Genomic DNA, 17,938 nt, shown 5'->3' with positions numbered 1-17,938 from the left:
GATCCATGCCGAAAGCCCCCACGATTGAACAGCTCCTACAGAATGGAAGCGCCGAGTGGAACCGCCTCCGCAAGGCAGGCAAGGTCCCTACCGAGCACACGGGCGCGACGTTCTCGCAGCTCTTCTCCGCCAATGCGGACCTGTCGGGTCTGGAACTCGTCGGCAGCGAGTGGGAGCGCTGCGACCTGTCCAAGATGAACTTCCGCGACACGGACCTCTCCAACGCCTACTTCCACGGCGGCCGCCTCCAGGACTGCGACTTCCGGGGCGCCAACCTGGAGGGCGCCACCTTCGAGAAGCTCAAGCTGCTGCGCTGCGACTTCACCGGGGCCCAGGGCCTGGAGGAAGCCGACTTCGACGAGGTGGACATGGACCGCGTCACCGGCCTGGACGGCCAGGAGGCCCCGCCGCCTCCGCCGCCCCCGGTGCAGGGGATTACGGCCTTTACCCGCGAGCAGCGCGACAAGGTGATGGGCCCGGGCGCCCTCCTGCAGCCTTCCATGCCCTCCGAGCTGCAGCAGGCGGAGAACGAGCTGCCCCCCTTCAAGCCCCAGGACAACCCGGGCCAGCTCTTCTTCCGAGCCCTCAAGCACCTGGGCGCCCCGCCCCTGTGGGTGCTGGATGTGTCCGGCCTGCGCCCGCTGCTGCCCTCGCGCCTGCCCCCGGGCTCGTCCCTGGAGACGCTCTACCGCGAGGCGGTGAAGACGCGCCTGGAGAACAAGAAGCCCGCGGCGGACCCCGGGGCCGTGGAGCGCGCCCAGCGCGCGCTGCGCCTGGGAGGCAAGGACTCCAGCCTCGCCGCCATGTACCTGCGCGAGGTGGGCGTGGTGCCCTCCTTCCGCTTCTCCGCGGCCAAGGCCCTCAAGGACGCCCTGCGCGAGGAGCTCGCGGTGGATGACCTCACCGGCTCGGTGGACCCGCGCACCACCGGCGCCCTGCTCGAGCTGCGGCTGCCCCACGAGGTGGTGGAGCACACCCACGAGGTGCGCCGCCGCCTCTCCGCCACCCAGCTCTACTCCGCCCTGCTCGAGGCGGGCTTCAACCCGGAGAACAACTGGGAGGAGGCGCTCGAGTCGGCCGACGCCGCCATGGAGCTGGCGCAGCTGGCCACCGGCGAGGACCGGCAGGCCCTGCTCGAGGGCTTCCAGGTGTTCGCCGCCCTCCCCGAGGAGGCCCGCCTGCGCCGCCTGGCCTACCTCGCCGAGGCCCTGGGCCACCTGGAGCTGCTGGGCCGGCTCCCCGAGGGCATGGAGCCCGCGTGGCTCACCGGCCCCGAGACGCGCGAGTGCCACGACCGCGAGATGACGTACGTGCAGTCGCTGCGCGCCGAGGACCTCCCCAAGAAGGTGCCCGCGCTCGCCAAGGCCGAGCTGGGCGTGCCCGAGGGCGAGGTGCCCGAGGACAGCGAGGAGGACCTCTTCGTCCACCTGCGCTGCGACGTGTGCGGCAAGGAGAAGCTCATCGTCCAGTCGCCCGGCGAGGAGTGACGGGCGGCCCCTCGCGGGCGGCCCGCGCGGACGGGGGGAGTGAACGCTCCGGGACACTCCCCCTGTCCCATCCGGTACACCCGCCGGGCCCCCGGGCGGACAAGTCTTGTGATTCCAGGGGCTTAGGGCGCGGCACGCGGGGTGCTTTGGGCAGGTGGCGTGAGCCCGAGCGGCTCACCCCAAGTTTCCCCGTAACCCCGGAGCACATCCATGAAGCGCCTCCAGTTCCTCGCGATCGGCCTGTTCGCCGCCGCCCTCGGACTCGTCTCCACCACCGGCTGTGGCAACAACAGCGGCGTCACCATCAAGCTCACCGACGCCCCCGGCGACTTCAAGGCCGCCGTCGTCACCATCTCCGAGGTGTACCTCCAAGGTGAGGGCGGCCGCGTGGTGCTGAGCAGCGAGGCCAAGACCACCAACCTGGTGACGCTGGCCAACGACACCGCGGACCTCGTCAAGGACGCCGTGGTGCCCGAGGGCAAGTACAGCGAGCTGCGCTTCGTCATCTCCGGCGCCTACATCGAGGTGGAGAACGCGGACGGCACCACCTCCATCTTCGCCACCGACGCCCACTACTCGGGCCTGCCCGCGGGCGCCCAGGTCGCCGGCACCCTCCAGACGCCGAGCTTCAGCTCCTCCGGCCTGAAGGTGAAGTTCGACGGCGACGTCGAGGTCGCCGGTGAGCAGAAGGTGATTCTGGTCGACTTCGACGTGGCCCAGAGCTTCGGCAAGGAGCGCGGCCAGGGCGACAAGTGGGTGATGAAGCCCGTCGTGAAGGGCGCGGACATCACCTTCAGCGGCAGCGTGAACGTGACGCTGACCCCCGCCTCGGGCGTCACCCTGCCCGTGCTCGACGGCTCGCGGCTGACGCTGGCCAGCTTCCAGGCCACCCTCACCGCCGAGACCAGCACCGACGGCGCCGCGGACGCCGCCCCCGAGGTCATCTCCCTGACGGACGCCAACGGCGACGGCGTGTTCGAGGCGAGCTTCAAGTTCCTCGTCCCCGGCAACTACAAGATTGGCTTCACCGCCCCCGCCGGCGTGAGCTTCACCACCAACCCCGGCGTGCCCGCCGCCGTCTCCATCGGCTCCGGCACCGACCAGTCGCAGGCCTTCCTGCTGACCTCGGCCAGCGTCTCGGTGAAGTAACGGTTTCTGAGAGAAAATGAGGCCGCCGGTACGCTGCTGTTGTATACCGGGCGTCCCCAAGTAGTACCCCCCTCAGTAGTCCCGCACGGGGATACGGAACGGCACCGTATCCCCGTTCGGTTTTTTGGGGCTCACAGGAGCGCGAGCTGCTTGGGCTGACCGAGCGCCCGCGCATCCAGCCCCTCCCCGCGCAGCACCTGGGCGAGCTCCTCGGCGAAGCCGTGCAGGGTGATGACATCGCGGGCCCCCGTGGCCTTCACGTAGCGCACCAGCGACGGGCAGTCGGCATGGTCGGAGAAGGGGAAGGCCACGTCCGCGCCGTAGCGGCGGCAGGCTCCCGGCCCATCCAGCGCCCAGCCGGTGAGCACCGCGGTGGCTCGCGGCCACAAGGGCGCCAGGGCCCCCCCGCGCACCAGGTGCGGCGGGAAGAAGAGCACCTCGCCCGGCTCGACGCGGCCCTCGTAGCGGCGCAGCGGCTCGATGGGGACACCCAGTTCCCCGTAGAGCTGCGTCACCTCGTAGATGGAGGAGTGCGCCACCAGCGGGAAGCCCCGGTTGGAGAGGTGCTTCATCGCCTCCTGGCTCTTGCCCAGCGGGTAGGCCAGCAGCACCGGCACCGCGCCGCGCTCCAGGTGGCGGCGCACCCAGGCCTCCACCTGCCCCAGCACCTCCTCGCGCGGCGGGAAGACGTAGCGCGGGTGCCCGAAGGTGGACTCGATGACGAGCGTGTCGCACTCGGCCACCTGGGCGGGCTCGGCCGTGAGCGAGGGCGCGAAGTTGATGTCCCCCGTGTAGACGATGCGCTTGCCGTCGTCGCGGATGACGCGCAGCTGCGCGCTGCCGAGGATGTGGCCCGCGGGCAGCAGCTCGAGCATGAGCGGGCCCAGCTCGAAGGGGCGGCCGTAGGGCACGGGCAGCGGGGCGTTCACCTTGCCCAGCCGGTGCACCATGAAGCGCAGCGTGGCCGCGGTGGCGATGGTGCGCTCGTGCCGGGCGATGTGGTCCGAGTGCGCGTGGCTGACGAAGGACAGCGGGGACTTGCGCGTGGCGTCCAGGGACAGGGGCGTCCCGGTCAGGTGCAGTCCGTGCCTTCGTAGCTCGACGCTCATGGGAGAAGGCCGGGTATAGCGCTTCCCGGCGGGCCTGCACGCTTTCCCGCCCCACCCCATTGCCCCTCGCGGCGGCCCGGATGCAGGGCGGGCGGAGGAACGAGCGCCCCGGCTACCCCGCCCCGTCCGCAACGGTGGCCCGGCCCGCGCGCAGCCGCTCCCAGAGGAGCCCGCCGAGCTCGGCCACCAGCACACCGAGGACGATGAGGCCGCCGCCCACCCACTCGCGCACGCCGAGCGTCTCGTAGCCGAGCCCCACCGAGTACACGGCGGTGAAGACGGGCTCCATGGAGCAGATGAGCGCCACGCGCACGGCGGTGGTGCGCGCCTGCGCCCACGTCTGCACGCACAGGGCGAGCGCGCTGGCGATGAGGCCGCAGAAGGCCACCGCCCCGAGGAACGCCGGCGTCCACGCCACGTGCGGCTCGGTGAAGGGCAGGCAGAGCGCGGACAGCCCGGCCACCACCCACAGTTGCACCGCCACGAGCGGCACCACGCTCGACTTCGGCGCGTAGCGCTCGGTGAGGAGGATGTGGACGGCGTAGGACACCGCGCACCCCAGCGTCAGCCAGTCGCCCAGGGACAGGCCCCACAACAGGCCCGGAGCCGCGCCCCGACCCGAGCCCAGCTCCGCGCCGGTGAGGTAGCGCAGGCCCACCGCCGCCAGCCCCACGCCCACCCACGAGGTGAGGCGCGCCGAGCGCCGGAAGAGCACCAGCCCCAGCACCGGGACGAACACCACGTACAGCCCCGTGATGAAGGCCGAGCGCGAGGGCGTGGTGGACACCAGCCCCACCGTCTGCAGCACGAAGCCCAGGAAGAGGAAGACGCCCAGCACCGCCCCCCGGCGCAGCGTCTGGGGATCGAACATCCGCCGCCCCGCCACGGCCGAGAGCGCCAGCGCCCCCAGGGTGAAGCGCAGCGCGAGGAAGGAGTACGGGTCCCCATCCCCCAGCGCCCCCTTCACCACCACGAAGGTGGTGCCCCAGAAGGCCGTCATCAGCACCATGGCCCCGTCCGCCTTGAGGCGCGTGCGGCCCTCGGGGTGCGTGGGAGCCGCCGGGGAGGAAGAAGTGCTGCTCACGGACGGCTCACGGAATGAAGAAGAAGGCCACGCCGAGGATGGCGTAGACGCCCAGCAACATCACGCCCTCGAGCCAGTTGGACTCACCGTCCAGGCCGATGAGCGTCGCCGCGCCCACGCTGATGGCGATGCCCAGCACCTCCATGTGGCTGAACTCCAGCGTCAGGTGGTGATCCGGCCCCAGCAGGATGGAGACGAGCACCAACACCGGCGCCACGAAGAGGGCGATCTGCTTGGAGGACTCGAAGGCGATGTTGAAGGCCAGGTCCATCTTGTTCTTGAGCGACATCAAGATGGCCGTGGAGTGCTCGGCCGCGTTGCCCACGATGGCGATGATGATGACGCCCACGAAGGTGTGCGTGAAGCCGAACGTCGCGATGGTCGGCTCGATGGCGTGCACGAGGAACTCCGCCACCACCACCACGCCCACCGTGGCGCCCAGCAGCACGAGCGTGGCCTTCTTCGTGCTCCACCGCGGCAGCTCCTCCTCCACCTCGTGGCCCTGGTCATCGCCCGCGTACAGGTGCGCGTGCGTCTTGAGCGCGAAGAGCAGCGAGAGCGCGTAGATGATGAGCAGGATGATGGAGATGGCCACCGACATCGGGAAGATGAGGGCGTCGGCCGCCGGACCCCGGAAGGCGTGGAAGAGGTCCGGAATCGTCATGGCGGTGAGCGCCAGGAACATCATCGCCATGCCGGAGAGCGCCGCCGTCGAGTTGAACGTCTGCTTGGGATACTTCAGGCCGCCGGTGAGGATGGCGGCGCCCAGCACCAGCAGGATGTTGCCGAGGATGGCGCCGGTGATGGAGGCCTTCACCACCTCCACCTGGCCGGAGCGCAGGGCCGCCAGGGCGATGATGAGCTCGGCGGCGTTGCCGAACGAGGCGTTCATCAGCCCGCCCAGGCCGCTGCCCAGCTTGTGGGCGATGACCTCGGTGGCCTCGCCCATCAGCCGCGCCAGCGGCACGAGCGCCAGCGCGCAGAGGATGAAGGTGGGCGTCCCCAGGTGCATGAAGTGCGCGATGATCGACGCCGGCAGCGCCACCACCAGCAGCGCCATGAAGACGCGGTCCGCGTTCAGGAAGGAGCCCTGGCCCTCGGGGCCGGACGACGCGGGCGTTTGGGACGAGGCGGGGGGCGGTGTCGCGGGTGCGGGCGTGCTCACGGACATCCTCACGGCAGGGGGAAAAGGCCCCCTGCTTTTGGCCTACCCCGGGGGCCGATGCAATGGGCTCGGCGCGGCCAGGAGCGCCCATCCCCGGGCCTCGGCCTCCCGGGCCAGCACCCGCAGGAGCGACGCGTCCACCCCGAGTCCGTGTGCCACCGGGGCCACCGCCCTCCAGCGCACCCGCGCCCGCCCCGCCGCTTCCTCCCGGGCGAAGGCGAAGCCCCGGAGCCGCCCCCTCGCGTCGAACGCGCCTACCACCAGCCCCGCCGCGCCCGCCGCCAGCCCGGCCCGCAGCTCCGCCACGGCCCCGGGCAGATGATGCCCCGCGAAGACGAGCAGGAGCTCCTCCTCCCCCGGGCGCAGCGGGCGCACCGTCAGCGCACCGAGCCACCGGGCCCTCCCGCGCCTCGTGCTCGAGGACGTCGCCCAGGCCAGCGCCAGACGCCGGGCACCTCGCAGCGCGGGGCTCCGGAAGGCCAGGGTCCCCAGACGTTGCGCGGCTCGGAGCAACGGGCGCGCTCGCTCGGGCACCGGCCACTCCCGCCCCCGGGTCCGCACGCGGATGACCCGGCCCAACAGCTCGGCGGACGGGTCCTCGCGCCCCAGGAGCGAGGCGGTCCGCACCGGTGACGTCGCCGTGACGAGGTGCGCGGTCAGCCCGCCATCCGCGCGCAGCAGCACGGCGAGGTCCCCTGGAGCCACGGCCTCCGCGCCACAGCGCAGCACCTGGACGGAATCGCCACTGCGCAACAGGGGCCACAGGCTCCGGCCCAGGCCTCGTACCCAGAGCGTCGCGCCCTCGGGCAGCCGGCGCAGCACCGCTCCCACCGCCTCCGAGGCGCTCACGCGGCGCCCACGAAATCGCGCGCGAAGGTGCCCGCCTCCGGGGACTTGCGGCAGGTGAAACGGTGCAGGCCCACCCGCTCCACCTGCGCCACCGCGCGCGCCGTCACTTCCGGGAGCGACACCGTGCCGGGAGGCGGCCGGTAGGACTGCTGCAGCAGCAGGCGCACCGCCTCCGGGGCCGCCACGGGGCTCACCGACTCGGCCGGGCCCTTCACCACCCACACCAGGCGCGTCAGCCGGGCCGTCGCGCACGTGGGCACCAGGTCCGGGTCCGAGCGGAAGGGACTGCCCTGCACCTGCCCCGAGGGGAGCAACCCCACCGTCTCGTCCGACAGCAGCGCGCCCCCCGCCGCCACCGCCGCGCGCGCCAGCGTGGACTTGCCGGCACCGCTCGGGCCCACGATGACCAGGGCCTTCCCCGCGAAGGACACCGCCGCGGCGTGCAACAACAGGCCTCCCTGCCGCAGCACGCTCACCAGCACCGCCGCCCGCAGCGCCGCCTCCGCCGCGAACGGGTCCGCGGGGATGTGCGCCACCACCCGCTCGGCCTCCACCTCGAGGGCACCCCATTCGGGCCGCCGCGCATCCAGGGGAAGACCCCGGGCGAACGTCTCGGAGGAGACAGGACGGCCACACAGCCGCAGGCGAGGCCCGCCCGCGGGCCCGGCGGCACGAAGGTGGGACCAGACACACCGCCGCTCAAGCAAGGGAACCAGCCCGTCATCCACCTCGATGACGCCCTCCCCCACCGTCAACACCAGCCCCATCAGGGCATGTCATCCAGCGGGGGCGGCCCGTCGCAGTTGGGCTCGCAGCCCTGGCCCGTGGAGGCGAAGAGATTGGCCACGAGGATCTTCTCCGAACGGATCGCCGGAGGCCGGTAGGGCCGCTTGCGCTTCCTTCTGTCGTCCGTCATCGCCATCACCCTTCAATACCAGATCTGCACCCGGGCGCCCCGGGAGTCGAGGTTGTCTCCGGCCGCGATGTCCGGTCGGCCATCCCCGTTGAAGTCGCCCGTGGTCACGCTCACCCCGAGCGAGCCGGCGGTGGAAGAGGTGAGCCGGGACTGATTCACCCCCCCGAGTGACGGCTCGAATTCCGAGCCCGGGGTCGCCTGATTGTAGAGCACCCAGACCGAGCCTCCCGAGAAGATGTTCGACCCGGCGATGAGGTCCGTGCGCCCATCCCCGTTGAAGTCGGCGCAGGCCAGCCCGTTGCCGAAGTTGTTCGCCCCCAGGATGCTCAGCGCCGGAGCGGGCGGATAGCCGACCGGCCCCCCATCCGCGTACACCAGGAGCTGGTTGGCGAAGGGGTGGCTGACGACGAGGTCGCGGCCCGGGCCTCCCACCAGGTCCACGTTGGCACACGCCTCGGTGCCGAACCCATCGAACCGGGAGGAGTCCGTCCCCACCGTCCGCGTGAGGATCTGCAGGGCCGAGCCGGCCGCGATGGGGCCGGTGGCGTCATTCACCGCCTTGCCCGAGAAGACATAGAAGCGGTTGAGCACATCGCGCGAGCCCGGCAGCGAGAAATCCCCGTACCCATCGCCGGTGATATCCCCCAGCCAGGTGACCGCGCGCGCGCGGCCGAAGGTGTTGATGGCCGTGGACGACGGGGGCGACTCGCCGGTGAAGATGCGATCCGCCTTGGTGGCGGGGATGTAGCAGGACGTGCTGCTTCCCGTGCAGGCCGTGGTGCCCGAGCTGGCGTCGACGCGCAGGGCGTCCCACTGCGCGCGGCTGCGCCCATAGAAGAGGTACACCCGGCCCGCGCCGCTGTTCTCGTAGGAGGCGCTGAGGACCACCTCTCCCAGCCCATCCCCGTTGATGTCGCCGATGATGCGCGCGGTGACTCCGACGCGCCCGCCCGCGACCGTGCCCCGGAACTCGAGGGGCGTCGGGTCCACGCCCTTCGCGCCGTCCCGGCCGAAGTAGAGCAGGGCCCGTCCGAGGTTGCCGTTCCAACCGGACGCGCCCACGATCAGGTCCGCCCTGCCCTCGCCAGCCGAGTCCCCGACGTTGCCCACGCCCAGGTCGATGCCGAAGAACTGCGAGACGGTGTCCGGGGGCACCAGCGTCTGCGTGGGCACGGGAGCCGCGCCGCCCGCGGGGAAGAGATCCACCCCCGAGTACACGAACACCGCGCCCCGGTTGGAGGCCTGATCGAAGCTGGCCACCACCAGGTCATCCCCCGGAGAGCCATCCAGGTTGCCCGAGCCCACGAGGTAGCCGAAGCGGGTGCCGGCTCCGGGGTTGGTCACCTCCTTGTTGCGCAGGAAGTTGTCCACCGTGGAGGGCGCGGCGATGCGGCTGTAGTTGCCCACCTCGTCGCGCGCGCGGAGCTGGAGCGAGTAGGAGGCCAGCGGTGGCAGGGGCGAGAGCGTGTACGACGTCGAGGCACCGGGCAGGGGCGAGGCGCTGGCCTGCTTCACCTTGGCGCCGCCGTTGAAGAAGAGCGCGTCGGTGGTGATGCCGCCCGGTTGGGCGAAGAGCGTCGTCCAGCGCAAGTCGTACCCGGCGGGCGCTCCGGAAGCCGCATCCGTCCCGTCGTCATTCACGGCGGCCCAGGTGAGCCCCACCGAGGCGGTGCGCTCGGCCCCCGCCACGACGCTGGCCGACACCCCCGGAGCCGCCGGAGGCCGGACGTCCACGGTGGCGGTGGCGTTCCAGCGCGCCTCGTTGCCAGCGCTATCGCTCACCACGATGACCAGCGCGCCCGTCGTGCCGTGCGGCAGGGTGATGGGCAGCTCGAGCGACTTGTCGTCCGCGTCGAGCACCACCTCGGGCTTCACCAGGTCCACGCCGTTGTAGAGGACGCGCGCCTTGCCCTTGTTGCCCCCGGTCACCCGGAAGGAGACCTTCGCCTCGGCATCCCCGTCCGGGGTGAGGTCGGCGATGTAGTTGGACGGCACGGGCGTGCGGAAGAAGGCCTCGTTCGAGTCGGCCACGTAGAAGAGCGCCGTGTCGGCCGGCACCACGTTCGACAGGGCCGGCGCCGTGAGGTCGACGGAGACGTCGGTGGAGACGGAGGTGGGAGTGGCCCCGTCGTCCATCTCCAGGCGCAGGGTGGCCGTCGCCGCGTCCGGGAGCGTGACGTCGAAGCCGAACACACCGCTGGCCGCGTCCGCCGTGGTGGTGGCCTCGGGCGTGGACGCCGAATCGCGGTACAGGCGGACCTCACGGCCCTTGCAGACGTCCGTCACGCCCTCGAGGCGGTACTGCAGGCCCGGCACCGCTGGCTCCAGGTCATCCTTCTGGGCCAGGGTCACCCCGCTTCCCGAGGGACGCGTGAAGCGCTGGTCGCACCCCACGAAGGTGACGTTGAGGTTCGCCACGGTGACGGCGGTGGCGTTGCCCACGGCGTCACTCACCTCGAAGCGGAGGTCCTGCACGCCGGACAGCAGGTTGGCCGTCACGGAGACAACCCCGTCGGCGCCCACGGTGGGCGTGCCGAGCAGCACGGGCGCGCGGCCATCCGTGGGCACGGTGGAGATGCGGACCGTCTGGCCCTCCGCTCCGGTCACGTTGGCGCGCAGCGTGACGATGGACGAGTCCAGCACCGCACCGGCCGAGGGAGTCGGAGACACCGGCACCAGCACGGGCGGCTCGAAGTCCACCGTGGCGGTGCGGGTGACGACCGTCTGATTGCCCGCGCCGTCCGTGGCCTGGAGGCGGAACGTGTAGAGCGTGGAGCCCGAGCCGGGACCAGGCACCGTGAACAGCTCCGAGATCTTCAGCGAGGAGGGAGTCCGCGTCCGGCTCTCGTTCAGCGGCGAGACGTCCACCACCACGCCGCCCGTCCCCACGTCCGCGCTCGTCACGGCGGAGAGGAGGAGCTGGTAGCCGGCGGCGGAGTCCGCGTCATCATTGGGGCCGAACACCGCCTTGTCCGCGGGCACGGTGACGTCGAGCTTCGGCGCGAGCCGATCCAACCGGAAGCTCGCGAAGGCCTCGGGGTTGAGCGGATCCAACGGCGCGGGGCTGGAGATCTTGTTGGTGTTGCCCGCGGCGTCGGTGACGACCGCCACCAGCGAGTAGCTCGCCTCCACCGGATTGGGCAGGCCGGTGAGGGCCACATGGGCCACGCCCCCGGCCACGTCCGCCTGCCCGAAGAGCGTCACACCCGTGGCGTCGCGCACCTGCACCTTGCGCCCGTCCTCCACGCCCGTGACGGAGACGGTGAGGGACGGGGGAACGCCGGAGGACAGCTCGGCCAGGTTGATCACCCCATCCAGGTTGTCGTCCTCGTCGAAGGTGATGCGGGTGACGCGCGGACGCACCGAGTCCACCTGCAGCGAAACGGGCGCGGTGTCCGTGAAGTGCGCGTCATTGAGCACCGCCTTGAGCGAGTACTGGCCGTCCGGGTAGGTAAAGTTCGCCACGAAGGAGGGCACGTCGGTGGCGAGCGTGAAGAAGCCCGAGCCATCCCGGCAGGGGGCGGCCGCCGGCACCAGGGCGATGCTCGTGCAGATGTCCACACGGCCTCCGGCCGCGGCTCCGGAGAGCGCGTACTGCAGGGGCGCCTGGATGCCGGGCTGCTCGGCGTTGCGATCCGCGCCCAGGTTGAAGGAGGCCGACGCCGTGGGATTGAGCAGCGCCAGGGTGCGCACCACGGTGTCCACGTCGAGCAGCGCCGTGGCACAGGCCGCCACGCCCGTGGTGCCGACGAGGGTGGCCCGCAGGGCGTTGGCGCCCTCGTTGAGCTCCACGCCGGCGAAGACCTTCTCCTGGGCCGAGTCCACGGCGATGACCGGCAGCGAGCCCACCTCGCTCAGGCCGCGGAAGAGCTTGAGCACGCCGGTACTGCCCGCGGACACCGACACGCGCACGTCCACCGTCAGCCCGCCGCCCGTGCGGACCGTCCCGTCCGCCGAGCCCAGGGCGCGGCCCGCCGCCGGAGCGACGATGGACAGATGGGAGCCCGTGAGGCCGAGCGTCAGCGGCTTCTCCTTCACGGTGCTGTTGCCGGCGACATCCGTGGCCAGGAGGGCCAGCGTGCACGTCCCCGTCCGGGGCACCGTCACCTCGCGCAACACGGCCAGTCCGGAGGCATCCGCCACGGTGCTGCCGTTGTTGCTCGGATCGCACCCCGCGAGCACCACGGTGGCGAAGGGCTCGGTGCGGGCGGTCACGATGACCTGGGTGCCCGGCAGCGCGGAGGTGTCACGCGTCTGGGGCCCGAGCACGCCGCTCGCGTCGTCGTCGCTGGAGACGGCCACCAGCACATCCGGGCGCACGGTGTCGCGCGTCACGGCGAGCGCCTGGCTCACCCCGCTCGAGCCGCAGTCGGCGACGATCTGGTACACCCCCTCCGTGCCCAGGGCCACGTCCGCCACGAAACCGCCGCCCGCCCCGGCGGTGCCCGGCACGCTCGACTCCGCTCCGGACGCATCCCGCACGCGGACCGACACCGGGCCCGAGGCAGCCTCCACCCGCACGAGCTGGGAGGACCCCGCGAGCGTCACACCCGGCAGGGGCGAGACGATGCGGCACGAGGGACGCCCGGTCGACACCGTCACCGTCGCGGACCTGCAGGTGGCGGGCAGCGCGGGGTTGCGCACGCAGGCCTGCACGGCATTGCCGCCCTCGGCGAGCGACACCCGGGCGGTCGCCGTCCGTCCCCCCCCGCCGGCCGCCGTGGTGGCCACCCGCACCGGCGTGGCGAGCGCGCTCGTCACGGTCGTGGAGAACTCGATGACGGTCGCCGGGTCGCTCGCGCTCGTCGTCGCCGTGACGTCCACCTGGATGCCGTTGGAGGTCACGCCATCCGCGTCCGTGCCGACGCTGGCCGGCGCGGACAGCGAGAGCGCCACGGGCGTGGGCGCCACCTCCACCTCGAAGGGCCGCTCCACGGGATTGCCACCGGAGTCCGTCACCCGCAGCGTGTAGGGGAAGCGCCCTCCGCCCGCGGGCACCACCACCCCCGCGAAGGAGGCGACACCCCCGGAGATGGTCGCCGTCAGCGGCGCCTGGCCCTCGCGCGACAGGGTGGCCAGCGAGCCGTCCTCGCAGCAGCCCACCACCGCCTCCACCTTGAAGGTCTCCGCGGCCACGGGCGCCATGGGCTCCGACAGCTCCACGCGCGGCGCCACCGAGTCCAGGGTGAAGCTGCGCTTGCCACTCGCCACGTCCCGGGCGCCATAGCGCACCACCGCGTAGCAGTCGGCCACCTGCGCCTCGCACGCGGCCTCGGTGAGCGTCACCGGCACCTCGGTGAGGCCGCCCGGTGCCACCGTGAAGTCCGCCGTCGGGATGCCACACGCGTTGCCGCAGTACAGCGTGCCCGCACGGCCCGCCAACCCGCTGGTGCGCAGCTTGAAACGTACCTGGTAGCCCGGCGTGGCCGCGTCCACGTCATCCGCCTCGCGCAGCACCTGGCCCTCGGTGGGGCCTTCGATATCCACGCTCCACGTCTCCGCGCCCACCGTCACGCTCTGGCTGCGCGTGGCCGTGCGCTTCGAGCCCGCCTCCACCACCGTCACCCGCAGCACGGTGGTGCGCCCCGGCAGCGTCACCCCGGGGAAGCGCACGCGCGCCCCGTCGAGCACTCCCGCCGGCCCCTCGCGCCACGAGGCCTCGCCCGGCAGCTGCACCTCCAGCTTCGCCGCCTCCAGCGTCAGCGCCCGGCCCGCCGAGTCCGCCGCCACCGCCACCACGTCGTACTGGAAGCCCTCGGCCGTCACGTCCGAGTCATCGCCCTGGGCCAGCCGCTGGCCGTCCACTGGCTGCTCGAAGCCCACTGTCAGCTCGGACTCCACCGGCGGCTTGCCGCACGTACACCCCGCCACCCACAGCGCACACACCGCCAGAAGCCACTGCCATCCCGTTCGATGCATGACTGCCTCCCCGGACTTCACGGTCCGAGCACCAGCACCTGCTTGTGCACCAGGAGCCTCACGAAGGAGAGCGTGTCCTCTCGACACACCGCGGGCTCCACCTCGAATTCCTCGCACAGCACCGCCACGATGTCGCCCACGCTCCGGCGCCCGTCCACCAACTCCAGGATACGCTCGGCCACCTCGGACACCTCGCCGCCCTCGTCCTCGAACGTGTGCAGGGTGTCATCGGCACTCACCGCCAGCAGCCTGTCTCCCACCCGCTGCAGCCCCACGTCCGGGTGCAGGCGCGGCACCCACTCCGTCACGTCACCCATCGGAGCGCGGAATGCTACCCCCACCCCGCGCCCCCTGGCCAGGAACCGTGCCCGCCCGCTGCCCCTGTTGTCGACCATGCTGGAACCGCTATGACGGGGGAGGCGCCGCCCACGCGCGGCGGGAGGAACCGGGTAATCCATGAACACGATGACAGAGGGACAGATGGGCCCCCGGCCGGGCTGGTGGAGCCGCAACTGGAAGTGGGTGCTGCCCTCGGGCTGCCTGGGACTGCTGCTCTCCTGCGGCTGCCTGGGTGCCCTCTTCTTCGGCTTCATCACGCAGACGCTTCGGGGCTCGGGCGTCTTCGTCGAGGCGGTGGCCCAGGCCAGGCAGTCCCCCGAGGTGCGCCAGGCGCTCGGCGAGCCCGTGGAGGCGGGGATGATGATCCAGGGCTCCATCCACTCCAGCAACGAGCGGGGCACGGCCAACTTCTCCGTCCCCCTCAAGGGCCCCAAGGCCGACGGCACCCTGTACGTGGAGGCCTACAAGAACGGCGACCAGTGGACGTTCACCACGTTGACGGTGGAGGTGCCCGGGCATCCGGACATCCACCTGCGCAGCGGCTCGCCCGCGCCTCCGGGCAACACCGTGCCCCTCCCCGACTCGCTCCCGGAGGTGGAGCCGCTGCCGGATGACGAGGCGCCGGGGGAGACGGGCGAGCCCGCCGAGCCCGAGCGGCAGGAGCCCGAGCAGAAGAAGAACGACATCCAGCTCTGAGCCCCGCGGCTCCGGGGCCCGCAACGGCGAAGGGGCGGCGCGAGGAGTCTCCCCGCCACCGCCCCTCCTGGAGTCACCGGGCCCGGCACGCACCGGACCCGGCGGTCACCGCGAGCCTAGCCCTTGGCCTTGTGGATGGCCTCGCGCAGCGCGGGCAGCACCTTGAAGAGGTCGTCCACCAGGCCGTAGTCCGCCACCTGGAAGATGGGGGCCTCGGCGTCCTTGTTGATGGCGACGATCGTCTTGGAGCTCTTCATGCCCGCGAGGTGCTGGATGGCACCGCTGATGCCCGCGGCGATGTAGAGCTGCGGCGCGACGACCTTGCCCGTCTGGCCCACCTGCAAGTCATTGGGCACCCAGCCGGCGTCGCACACCGCGCGCGAGGCACCCACCGCGGCGCCCAGCTCGTCGGCCAGCGCTTCAATCTCCTTGAAGTCGCCCTTGGTGCCGCGGCCGCCGGAGACGACCACGCGCGCCTCGGTGAGCTCGGGGCGGGCGCTCTTCACTTCCTTGAAGTCCACGAACTTCGTCTTGCCCGTCTCCACCTTGGGGGAGAAGGCCTTCACCTCACCGGCGCCCTGGCCACCCTGGGCGGCGGGGAACTCGGTGGCGCGCAGGGTGAACACCTTCACCGGGGTGGTGAGCTTCACCTCGGCGAAGACGTTGCCCGCCCACATGGGCCGGTTGAAGGTGACGTCCGCGCCCGAGCCATTGAAGGCCATGACGTCGGTGGCCATGGCGGCCTGCAGGCGCGCGGCCACGCGGGGCAGCAGATCCTTGCCCTGCGCGGTGGACGCCATGCCCACGAAGGTGGCGCCAATGGACTTCGCCAGCTCGGCGATGGCCGGGGCGTACGTCTCGGCCAGGTAGTGCTCGAACTCGGGGGCGGCGGCGGTGTGCACCGCCTTGACGCCCAGGCCCTTGAGCTCGTCGGCGACCTTGGAAGGATCCTTGGAGAGCAGCACGGTGTGCAGCTCCGCGCCCGCCTTCTCGGCCAGCTGCTTGCCCGCGCCGAGGGCGTTGAGGGTGGCCTTGCGCAGGTTCCCGTCCGGCTGCTGCTCCGCAACGATGAGAACGATCGGCATGTTCGGCTCCAGATTCTCGAAGAAGAGTGGGGAAACGCGTTCCCGTCAGACGACCTTCGCCTCGTTGCGCAGCTTCTCCACCAGCGCCGCCACGTCCGGCACCTTGATGCCGGCCTTGCGCGGGGGAGGCGAGGACATCTTCAGCACCTGCACCTTGGGGGTGACGTCCACGCCCAGCTTGGCGGGCGTCAGCTCCTCGATGGGCTTGCTCTTGGCCTTCATGATGCCCGGGAGGCTGGCGTAGCGCGGCATGTTCAGGCGCAGATCCGTGGTGACCACCGCCGGCAGCGCGCACTCGAGCGTCGCCAGGCCGTTGTCCACCTCGCGCACCACGCGCACTCTCTTGCCATCCGCGCCCACCTGCAGCGCCGGCACCTTGTTCTTCTCCTGCTCGCTCTCCAGCGACTCCACCTTGGAGGCGAACGTGGCCTGGCCCCAACCCAGGAACTCGGCGAGGTACTGGCCCACCTGGTTCTGGTCATCGTCGATGGCCTGCTTGCCCAGGATGACGACGTCCGGCTTCTCCTTCTCGGCCACCTTCTGCAGCAGCCCCGCCACGCCCATCTGATCCAACGGGCCCGTGTGGTTCACCCACACCGCGCGGGTGGCACCCATGGCCAGCGCGTGCCGCAGCTGCTCCTGCACTTCCTTGCCGCCGATGGAGACGACCACCACCTCGCCGCCATGTTTGGCCACGAGGCGCAGCCCCTCCTCGACGCCGATTTCGTCAAAGGGGTTGATCTTGTACTTGAGCCCCTCCTGAACGATTCCCGAGCCGTCCGGCTTCACCTTGATCTTGGACTCGGGGTCTTCCACGCGCTTGGCGGTGACGAGGATCTTCACGGTCGTCCTTCTCCTTAGAGCGGGTACTCCCAGAAATGGCACGAGGCACGAGCGTCCATGACGCATCGCGCCGTACGCGCGGGCGTTGATTTACGCATCAACGCCCCCCTCCGGCAACCGCGAACAGCAAGGAGCGGACAGTTTTTCTTGCCTACTTGAACAGCTCGCGCGCGATCACCAGGCGCTGCACCTGGCTGGTGCCCTCGTAGATCTGGATGAGCTTGGCGTCGCGCATGAGCTTCTCCACCGGGTACTCCTTGATGTAGCCGTAGCCGCCGTAAATCTGCACGGCATCGGTGGCGACCTTCATGGCCATGTCGGCGGAGAAGCACTTGGCGTAGGAGGACTGGAGGGAAGCGCGCTGGCCCTCGTCCAGCATCCACGCGCTCTGGTGGCACAGCAGGCGCCCGGCCTGGATGTTCATGGCCATGTCGGCGAGCATGAACTGGATGGCCTGGTGCTCGCGGATGGGCTTGCCGAACGTCTTGCGCTGGGCGGAGTAGTCCAGCGAGTGCTCGAGCGCGGCGCGGGCGATGCCCACCGAGAGGATGGCGGTGATGGGACGGCTGTTGTCGAGCGTCTCCATGGCGATGCGCCAGCCCTCGCCCTCCTCGCCGATGCGGTTGGCCACCGGGACGCGCACGTCCTCGAAGGTGAGCGCCACGGTGTCGCTGGCGCGCTGGCCCATCTTGTTCTCGTGCTTGCCCACGGTGAGGCCCTTGGGACGGCCCTCCACCACGAAGCAGGTAATGCCCTTGTGCTTCTTCGCCTTATCCAGGGTGGCGAACACGGTGTACTGGTCCGCGTGGCCGCCGTTGGTGATGAAGCACTTGGCGCCGTTGAGCACGTAGTGGTCGCCGTCGCGCACCGCGGTGGTGCTCATGCCGGCCACGTCCGAGCCCGCCTCCGGCTCGGTGAGGCAGAAGGAGGCCAGCTTGAACTTCTCGGTGAAGGGCCGCAGCAGCCGCTGCTTCTGCTCCTCGTTGGCCCCCACGATGATGGGCAGGTTGGCCAGGTCGTTGGCCGTGATGGAGGTGGCCATGCCGGCGCAGCCCCAGGCGAGCTCCTCGTACGCCAGGAGCTGATCCATGTGCGTGAGGCCCAGACCGCCGTACGCCTCGGGGGTGGCCATGTTCAGCAGGCCGTTCTCCCACGCGGAGGCCATGATTTCCCGGGGGAAATGTGCCGTCTCGTCGTAATGCGCCGCCTTGGGCCGGATGACCTCGCGGGCGAACTTGCGGGCCGTCTCCTGAAGGGCGCGCTGGGATTCGGTGAGCTGGAAGTCCATGGAGGGTGT

14 protein-coding genes are annotated in these 17,938 nt (G+C 71.2%); 3 read left to right on the top strand and 11 right to left on the bottom strand.

Annotation, left to right across the window (positions count from 1 at the left end; genetic code table 11):
- Positions 1 to 5: 5 nt before the first annotated feature.
- Both ACJ8AN_RS06250 and ACJ8AN_RS06245 read left to right on the top strand, forming a co-directional pair.
- Positions 6 to 1,487, top strand: coding sequence for a pentapeptide repeat-containing protein (locus ACJ8AN_RS06250; RefSeq protein WP_407754316.1), 1,482 nt, complete (start codon positions 6 to 8; stop codon positions 1,485 to 1,487).
- A 210-nt stretch (positions 1,488 to 1,697) separates the two neighbouring features.
- Positions 1,698 to 2,636 carry a DUF4382 domain-containing protein gene (locus tag ACJ8AN_RS06245; RefSeq protein WP_407754315.1) on the top strand — a complete coding sequence of 313 codons (939 nt, stop codon included), beginning with the start codon at positions 1,698 to 1,700 and terminating at the stop codon, positions 2,634 to 2,636.
- Between the two features lie 131 nt (positions 2,637 to 2,767).
- Here ACJ8AN_RS06245 and ACJ8AN_RS06240 read toward each other — a convergent pair whose 3' ends face one another.
- From ACJ8AN_RS06240 to ACJ8AN_RS06205, 8 genes are all read right to left on the bottom strand, one after another.
- Positions 2,768 to 3,745: an MBL fold metallo-hydrolase gene (locus tag ACJ8AN_RS06240; protein ID WP_407754314.1), complete on the bottom strand. Its 978-nt coding sequence runs from the start codon at positions 3,743 to 3,745 to the stop codon at positions 2,768 to 2,770.
- Positions 3,746 to 3,857: 112 nt separating this feature from the next.
- Positions 3,858 to 4,829 (bottom strand): DMT family transporter, encoded by a 972-nt coding sequence (locus tag ACJ8AN_RS06235; RefSeq protein ID WP_407754313.1) that lies wholly within the window; start codon positions 4,827 to 4,829, stop codon positions 3,858 to 3,860.
- A gap of 7 nt (positions 4,830 to 4,836) precedes the next feature.
- Entirely contained in the window at positions 4,837 to 5,994 is a 1,158-nt protein-coding gene (cax, locus tag ACJ8AN_RS06230) for a calcium/proton exchanger (RefSeq protein ID WP_407754312.1), read from the bottom strand.
- 42 nt (positions 5,995 to 6,036) lie between these two features.
- Positions 6,037 to 6,843 carry an N-acetyltransferase gene (locus ACJ8AN_RS06225; protein WP_407754311.1) on the bottom strand — a complete coding sequence of 269 codons (807 nt, stop codon included), beginning with the start codon at positions 6,841 to 6,843 and terminating at the stop codon, positions 6,037 to 6,039.
- Positions 6,840 to 7,610, bottom strand: a complete 771-nt coding sequence (locus ACJ8AN_RS06220) for a potassium transporter TrkH (protein ID WP_407754310.1) — start codon at positions 7,608 to 7,610, stop codon at positions 6,840 to 6,842. The genes ACJ8AN_RS06225 and ACJ8AN_RS06220 overlap by 4 nt, the downstream gene beginning before the upstream one ends.
- Positions 7,610 to 7,759: a hypothetical protein gene (locus ACJ8AN_RS06215; RefSeq protein WP_407754309.1), complete on the bottom strand. Its 150-nt coding sequence runs from the start codon at positions 7,757 to 7,759 to the stop codon at positions 7,610 to 7,612. The genes ACJ8AN_RS06220 and ACJ8AN_RS06215 overlap by 1 nt, the downstream gene beginning before the upstream one ends.
- A 12-nt stretch (positions 7,760 to 7,771) precedes the next feature.
- Positions 7,772 to 13,678 (bottom strand): FG-GAP-like repeat-containing protein, encoded by a 5,907-nt coding sequence (locus tag ACJ8AN_RS06210; protein ID WP_407754308.1) that lies wholly within the window; start codon positions 13,676 to 13,678, stop codon positions 7,772 to 7,774.
- Between the two features lie 17 nt (positions 13,679 to 13,695).
- Positions 13,696 to 13,995, bottom strand: coding sequence for a PqqD family protein (locus ACJ8AN_RS06205; protein ID WP_407754307.1), 300 nt, complete (start codon positions 13,993 to 13,995; stop codon positions 13,696 to 13,698).
- A gap of 139 nt (positions 13,996 to 14,134) precedes the next feature.
- On the opposite strand from ACJ8AN_RS06205, the gene ACJ8AN_RS06200 reads away from it, so the two are divergent.
- Entirely contained in the window at positions 14,135 to 14,713 is a 579-nt protein-coding gene (locus ACJ8AN_RS06200) for a cytochrome c oxidase assembly factor Coa1 family protein (protein ID WP_407754306.1), read from the top strand.
- 116 nt (positions 14,714 to 14,829) lie between these two features.
- On the opposite strand, the gene ACJ8AN_RS06195 is transcribed toward ACJ8AN_RS06200, so the two are convergent.
- The 3 genes from ACJ8AN_RS06195 to ACJ8AN_RS06185 all read right to left on the bottom strand — a co-directional run bounded on the left by ACJ8AN_RS06195 (position 14,830) and on the right by ACJ8AN_RS06185 (position 17,929).
- On the bottom strand, positions 14,830 to 15,798 hold the full coding sequence (locus ACJ8AN_RS06195) for an electron transfer flavoprotein subunit alpha/FixB family protein (RefSeq protein WP_407754305.1): 969 nt from the start codon (positions 15,796 to 15,798) through the stop codon (positions 14,830 to 14,832).
- Positions 15,799 to 15,843: 45 nt separating this feature from the next.
- Complete coding sequence (locus ACJ8AN_RS06190) at positions 15,844 to 16,641, bottom strand: electron transfer flavoprotein subunit beta/FixA family protein (protein ID WP_407754304.1); 798 nt, start codon at positions 16,639 to 16,641, stop codon at positions 15,844 to 15,846.
- 151 nt (positions 16,642 to 16,792) lie between these two features.
- Entirely contained in the window at positions 16,793 to 17,929 is a 1,137-nt protein-coding gene (locus ACJ8AN_RS06185) for an acyl-CoA dehydrogenase family protein (protein ID WP_407754303.1), read from the bottom strand.
- Between the last annotated feature and the right edge of the window lie 9 nt (positions 17,930 to 17,938).

Origin of the sequence: Archangium sp. (genome assembly GCF_045802675.1) — a bacterium.
Lineage (GTDB): Bacteria > Myxococcota > Myxococcia > Myxococcales > Myxococcaceae > Archangium.
Note: the sequence above shows the minus strand (reverse complement) of the source record. Positions and strands in the feature narration are given on the sequence as shown.